This is a genomic window from Pseudoduganella sp. GW821-FHT11H04 (genome assembly GCF_058807935.1).
In genome coordinates, this window is sequence record NZ_JBXARE010000019.1 from 88,618 (window position 1) to 94,775 (window position 6,158).

The 6,158-nt window shown below is 57.1% G+C and carries 5 protein-coding genes; 4 read left to right on the forward strand and 1 reads right to left on the reverse strand.

The features are described from left to right. Positions 1 to 79 precede the first annotated feature (79 nt). Complete coding sequence (locus tag AC1RTP_RS26290; RefSeq protein ID WP_498611594.1) at positions 80 to 340, forward strand: TraR/DksA family transcriptional regulator; 261 nt, start codon at positions 80 to 82, stop codon at positions 338 to 340. Here the strand turns inward: AC1RTP_RS26290 and AC1RTP_RS26295 are convergent. After that, the gene (locus AC1RTP_RS26295; RefSeq protein WP_498611595.1) at positions 337 to 987 is read right to left on the reverse strand and encodes a hypothetical protein; all 651 of its coding nucleotides are present in this window, start codon (positions 985 to 987) and stop codon (positions 337 to 339) included. The two genes, AC1RTP_RS26290 and AC1RTP_RS26295, sit on opposite strands and share 4 nt — an antisense overlap. 102 nt (positions 988 to 1,089) lie before the next feature. Between AC1RTP_RS26295 and AC1RTP_RS26300 the strand changes: the two genes are divergently transcribed. The 3 genes from AC1RTP_RS26300 (at position 1,090) to AC1RTP_RS26310 (ending at position 5,790) form a co-directional block, all read left to right on the forward strand. Then, positions 1,090 to 3,027: an ATP-binding protein gene (locus AC1RTP_RS26300; RefSeq protein WP_498611596.1), complete on the forward strand. Its 1,938-nt coding sequence runs from the start codon at positions 1,090 to 1,092 to the stop codon at positions 3,025 to 3,027. 235 nt (positions 3,028 to 3,262) lie between these two features. Further along, entirely contained in the window at positions 3,263 to 4,633 is a 1,371-nt protein-coding gene (locus AC1RTP_RS26305) for a jacalin-like lectin (RefSeq protein ID WP_498611597.1), read from the forward strand. Between the two features lie 200 nt (positions 4,634 to 4,833). After that, entirely contained in the window at positions 4,834 to 5,790 is a 957-nt protein-coding gene (locus tag AC1RTP_RS26310; protein WP_498611598.1) for a hypothetical protein, read from the forward strand. Positions 5,791 to 6,158: the final 368 nt, after the last annotated feature.

Genomic DNA, 6,158 nt, shown 5'->3' on the forward strand with positions numbered 1-6,158 from the left:
AAACTTGACCTAGGTCATGCGGGCTTGGTGACGGGGTTCACGATGCCCGTTAAAGTGGCTCCAAAAATGGAGACCAGCCATGTTACCTGATGAATTTGACCGTTGGACTGCCGTCCTGCGCCAGCGGCGCGAGGTGCTGGCAGGACGTGATTCCGCCGAAGTGGCGGCAATTGATGCCGCCCTCGCACGGCTGGAAGACGGGACATTCGGCCAATGCCAGCGCTGCGGCCTGGCGATTTCGTCGGGACGCCTGCATGCGCAGCCCAGTGCCGCTACTTGTCTTGCGTGCCAGGAACTGCAGGAACATCAGCGCGCCTTCATTACCCTGCCGGCAGCTTAACGCGGCTTCCTTACATAGGGCTTGCACGCCGCCCCCCTGCCCTCTGCTCCGTTGCAGATATTACGCCGGCATTGGACAGCACCCAGCATCCCAGGCGCGGGACAGCGCCTGAAGACTCCCGCATATTTTTGTTCGTACGCCGCACGCTTGCGTAGCGTCGACGTGTCCGGCTTCACGTAAGGCTTGGCCGCTGTGACGCGCGCCACGCCAACGCTGCGCTGCGACACCGGAGCGGTTGTGCGACGCGCAACCTGGCGCCGGACCGGCGCGTGGCGCGCCGACAAAGCGGCTGATGGCTGCGACGCCAGCGAATTCGCAGGCGCCAATGCGGGAGAGATTTCTGCCGCAGCCTGTACTGCGGCGGGCTGGCCGGCAGGGAGCGACTGCACTACGCTTGCGGGAGATGGCGTGACCGGCGCCGGCAGCGTGGCGGCAACCGCCATCATGTCGCGCTCCACCGCTACGCGCTCAAAGAGGACAACAACCCCGCCCACCAGTCCCGCCAACAGCGCGCCGCAAGCCATCCAGAAGGCTGGACCACGCCACTCGCCGAGCGGTGCGCGCGGCTGACCGGCGCGACTGTCTGCCGCATCCTCTGAAGATGGCGCGGGTTCCTCAGCCCCACTCTGCGCGTGCTGTTCCGTCATACGCAAAACTTAGCAACATTTGCATCCGCATGTCGCATGCTTGTAGTGACATTGCCAACTGGGCTAAGATAGTTACTCGGATGCAAATGGGAACTACCCCGAATGAAAAGCTTCCAAGGCTTCTTCCGTGATCTGGGACTCCAGCGTAAATACTTGCTGGTGTCTCTCTTTACGACGATTGCGGCGATGCTGGTAGCACTGTTTGCCCTCGCCAGTTATGACGTGCTGGTAGCCCGTCCCCGCATCGTCAGCGAAATGAGCAGCCGTAGTGATTTGTTGGCGATCAATTTCGATGCCGACTTGAATTTCGTTGACCGCAGCAGCGCTGTCCGCAAACTCGAGTCATTACGCGCCAGCCCCGAGATTTCCCAAGCCTGCCTATACACCGCCGACAAACGCGTGTTCGCGCATTTCAATCGAGATCGTGCGGCGCCGTGCGTTTGGCCAGGGCCGCTGGAACAAAGCGGGCACATTTTCGACGGTTACGAGCTTTCGATCTTGTCCCCGATCCGCTTTGAACGCGAGACAGTCGGATACCTGGCGCTCGAATACCAGCTGCCATCTACCCTGGAACGGATGCGCCAATATGGCCTGGTGCTCGGCGTAGTCTTCCTTGCCTTATCGTTCGGTGGCATCCTCTACTCCTGGAGTTCGCGTCGCCTGGTCACCACGCCGCTGCTCGCACTTTCGTCCGTCGCTGACGAAGTTACACGCGAGCAGCGCTACGACCTGCGTTCGCCGGTCGCAAGCCAGGACGAGGTAGGCAGGCTTGCAAGCGCCTTCAACGCCATGCTCTCCACAATCGCTGCGCGCGATGCGGCCTTGCGCCGCAGCCAGGCACTTCTCAATAACATCGTCGAGAAATCATCGGCCGTGATTTACGTGAAGGACCTCGATGGCCGCTACCTGATGGTTAACCACAGTTTCCGCATGCTGCTACCACCAGGATCGCCGGAACCACTTGGGAACACGGACGACGTCCTCTTCGCTCCTGAGATGGCGCAAGCCGTACGCCAATCCGATCGCGCCGTCGTGGCAAGCGGCCGCGCCTCCAGCCACGAAGAAACCTCGGCCGGCACTATAGGCGGGCCGCGCACCTATATCTCCGAGAAATTCCCGCTGATCGATGAATTCGGCCAGATCTGGGCCTTAGGCGGTGTCTCCACCGACATTACGGATCGCAAACGCAGCGAACTGGAACTGGAGGACCTGGTCAACGTACGCACGCGCCAGATCGCCGATACCAACCGCGAACTTGCCGACTCGCTCGGCAACCTGCAGCGAGCGCAGGAAGAGTTGGTCCGCAGTGAAAAACTCGCCGCCCTGGGCTCCCTCGTTGCCGGCGTGGCGCATGAACTGAATACCCCAATCGGAAACAGCCTGCTGGCTGTCAGCACCTTGCTTGATCAGAGCAACGCGTTCGCTGCCAGCATCGAATCTGGCGTCAAGCGCTCCACCCTGCAAAACTATATTGGAGACGTCAACAACGGCAGCCAGATCGTGCTGCGCAACCTGCACCGCGCTGTAGACCTGGTCGCCAGCTTCAAACAGGTGGCGGTGGACCGCGCCACTTCGCAATGCCGCGAATTTCAGCTCGACGAACTGGTATCCGAGATCCTCCTCGTGCTGATGCCAACCTTTAAGAAGTCCGGTGTCCGCGTGAACCACGAGATCCCACCCGGAATCGTAATGACCAGCTACCCCGGGCCCTTCGGCCAGGTGTTGATCAACCTCGTTAACAATGGCCTGATCCATGCCTTCGAAGGCATGGAGAATGGCGAGATCAAGATCACGGCAGAAGCAGTTGGCGCCGGCTTGGTAGCGGTCGCGGTGCGCGACAACGGCATCGGCATCGCGCCAGAAAACATGGGGAAGATCTACGACCCATTCTTCACCACAAAGCTTGGCCGTGGCGGCTCCGGCCTGGGCCTGAACATCGTCTACAACATTGTGTACGGCCTGCTTGGCGGGCGTATCGACGTTAAAAGCGCCCTCGGCGAGGGCACTAGTTTTATCCTGACTCTACCTACCAGGGTTTGACGAAAAACACCTCGAAGCCGGTTGCAGATAAATATTAATGTTTTTTTAAAACTGTTTCTTGAAAAACCCCTGGCCGAGCACTACGATGTAAATCCAGCCGATTAAATCATCGGCCCTGTTTCCGAATATCCTCCCTTCGTTATTGCACCTTACTTTCGCGCTAGGTATTTACCCTGCGGGTGGGTAGCTTTTGCTCATCCTTTTTAAATAACTATTATCTTGATAAAGGTCGATCATGACTACGAAGAATACTGGTTTTTATGGTGGCGACGGCGGCTCGGAATTCACCGACACTCACGACGTGGATAGCTGGGGACGCATTACCCAGATCTTTGTCCGTCATGGTTCGGAAGTCGATTCGATCGCGACTACCTTTGCGAATGGGCAATATCTTGTGCACGGCGGCACAGGCGGGGACTTAAGCGTTATTAATCTGGATGACGAAGAATTCATTACCAAGGTGGAGCTGCGTTCCGCAGCCCGCCTCGACCAGATTACCTTCTACTCGAGTTTCGGCAAGAAGTACGGCCCCTACGGCGGCAACGGCGGCTCGCCATCCTCGGTCGACTTTAAAGGCGAGGCCCTGCAATACTTCTTCGGGCGCAGCGCCTCACGCATGGACGCAATCGGCTTCGCCTACGGCACTAAGCCGCCAGTGACGCCCGCCTCGATCACACGCACCAACGCCTTCGGCGGCAGCGGTGGCTCGCCATTCAACGACCTGGCCAGCAGCGGCTACCTGCTCGGGAAGATCAAACAGATCAAAATCCGCTCTGCCGACAGGGTCGACAACATCCAGACCACCTACGACGGGATCCAGGGCAGCCCGATCACCCTTACCCACGGCGGCGACGGCGGAGACGATCACCCGCCATTTATCCTGAACGACAACGAGTTCATCACCCAGATCTCAGGCCGCTCCGGCGCCAGGCTGGATCAAATCAAATTCACGCTGAATACTGGTCGTGAATCAATGGCGTATGGCGGAGGCGGTGGCTCGCCATTTACTATTAACGTGGCCGGCTCCGTATTAAAAGCCTTTTATGGACAGTCCGCATCGGAAGTCGACCAATTGGGTTGTTATTTTGCGGAAGCGATTCCCGAGAAAATTGAAATTCAATCGCTGACATTCGATGTCCCGAATTTCATTATTTCGGAATCGACGCCAACTTCGATTATGACCGTCAAGCTGACTAATACTCAAAGCCAGCCGCAAACCATTTCTCAAACGAGGACGATCAGCTATACCAACACGGACACGACGACCATCAGCATCACTAACGAAGCCTCGGTGACGTTCAAAGCCGAAACCAACTTCTTCGTCACCAAGGATGAGCTGACCGTCGGCTACAAGCTCGGCGTCAACTACACCACCCAATCGACAGAAAGCTCTACGACCCAGACCGCTTTCACGTTTGCTGCGACGGTACCGGGCAACAGCACCATCACCGCTTCCTGTGTCGCCACGCAGGACAAGTTCAATGTGCCTTGGACGGCGACCGCACTGGTGTACTACCAGAACCAATCCAAGCCCGAAAAGATCAATAACCTCAAGGGCGTATTGAATGGCGTGCAGGTCACGAGCCTGACTGCGGTCTACAACTAAGACCGTAACCGACAAAGGCCTCGCAACTGCTGTTGCGAGGCCTTGGCGCTCTCTTTGGATGTCGAGAAAATTGACATCCCATATGGTTCAGCGAGTTCGGTCGCAGCTATATATTTGTTTTCATTCACCATTAATTTTCTGGCTCAATTAATGCTTTGAACAGTCTTTGGCAGATTAGCCAATAATGTCAAGGAGCCATCATGAAAGTCGCGCGCAGCATATCTCTAGGTCGGGTTTTATTTTGGGGATGCCTGCTTGCCTTCGCAAGCCCCGCGCAGGCGACTCTGCTTGCCACTTCTGCCGTAGTCTACGACGAAGGAATTTTCAACGGTCCAGCGACGATTCACGGTGCGACCGCGAATGGTGGAGGTGCGAGCGCGATCGGTTATAACAGCACAATCGTCCCTGGGCTTGCTACCTCCGGCTATGCGATGGCCGAGTATGGCGCGCTACATGCAAATGCGTTTTCGGCGGTCGCAAATCCAGGTGTTGGCGCCACTTCTCAGACCCGCGGACTGGGCGGAGCGGTCTGGAGCGACCAGCTGACATTTTCCAGCGCCACATTGACAGGACCGGCATTCGCGCGCGCGCTTTTTTCCGTGTCGGGCGGGTTGAATTCCCTTTCCGAACCGGGTGCAGCCGGCAATTCGACGATCGCGGCCCGGATACAGGCTGGCGGTAACACGGTGTTTTCAACCACGGGACAATTGGTCTCGCAAAATGGCGCGATTACCATTAACGACATGCGGCGCGGCCAGGCAGTCAATGGCGCCATCAACATCGAAGCCGTCTCCGGCCTGACCGGCGTCTTCGCGTTCGACATTCCTTTTGAATTTGGTGTCGCGTTCCAATTGACAGGCACACTGGATGCCTTCACCCAGTCATTGAGCGGTGTAGCAGGCAGCGAGGCGAGCGCCTATAGCAACTTTGCTTCAACGGGCCTCTGGAAGGGAATTAGCGATGTGCATCTGGCGGATGGCACTGTATTGAATGGCTACAGCCTTGGCTCAGCCTCGGGCTTTGATTGGCTCAGCGCGTTCCCGTCCGACCCCGTCTCGACCTTACCTCTTCCTGGAACGCCGTGGCTGTTTGGCGCCGGCCTGCTGGGCCTGATAGCCGCAGTGCGGCGCACCCAACAAAAAAGGCCTGCGACATGAATTCGCGAGCCTTTTAGAATTTTGGTGGGAAGTACAAGTTTCGAACTTGTGACCCCTGCAGTGTAAATGGGTTCAGACGAAACTTTGGTGGACATCCATGGAGGCAATTACATAGCATGCACTTCACCCTCGTGACTTTCGTTGTCTATCTAAATCCACCCTTCTTTTTCATACTTTTCCCATACTCTGTTTTCGCAGAATCTTTCGTTTGGTGTTTGAGAGCCCGCTCGCAAAATCGAAAGAGGATGGATTTCATCACCTGGTTCGCATGCACCACGGTCCGTTTCCGCCTGCGGATTCAATCGGTCGACGCAACACTATAAACTGCTTAGGCAGGAGGAGTGTTGCTATGAAACGCAAACTACGAA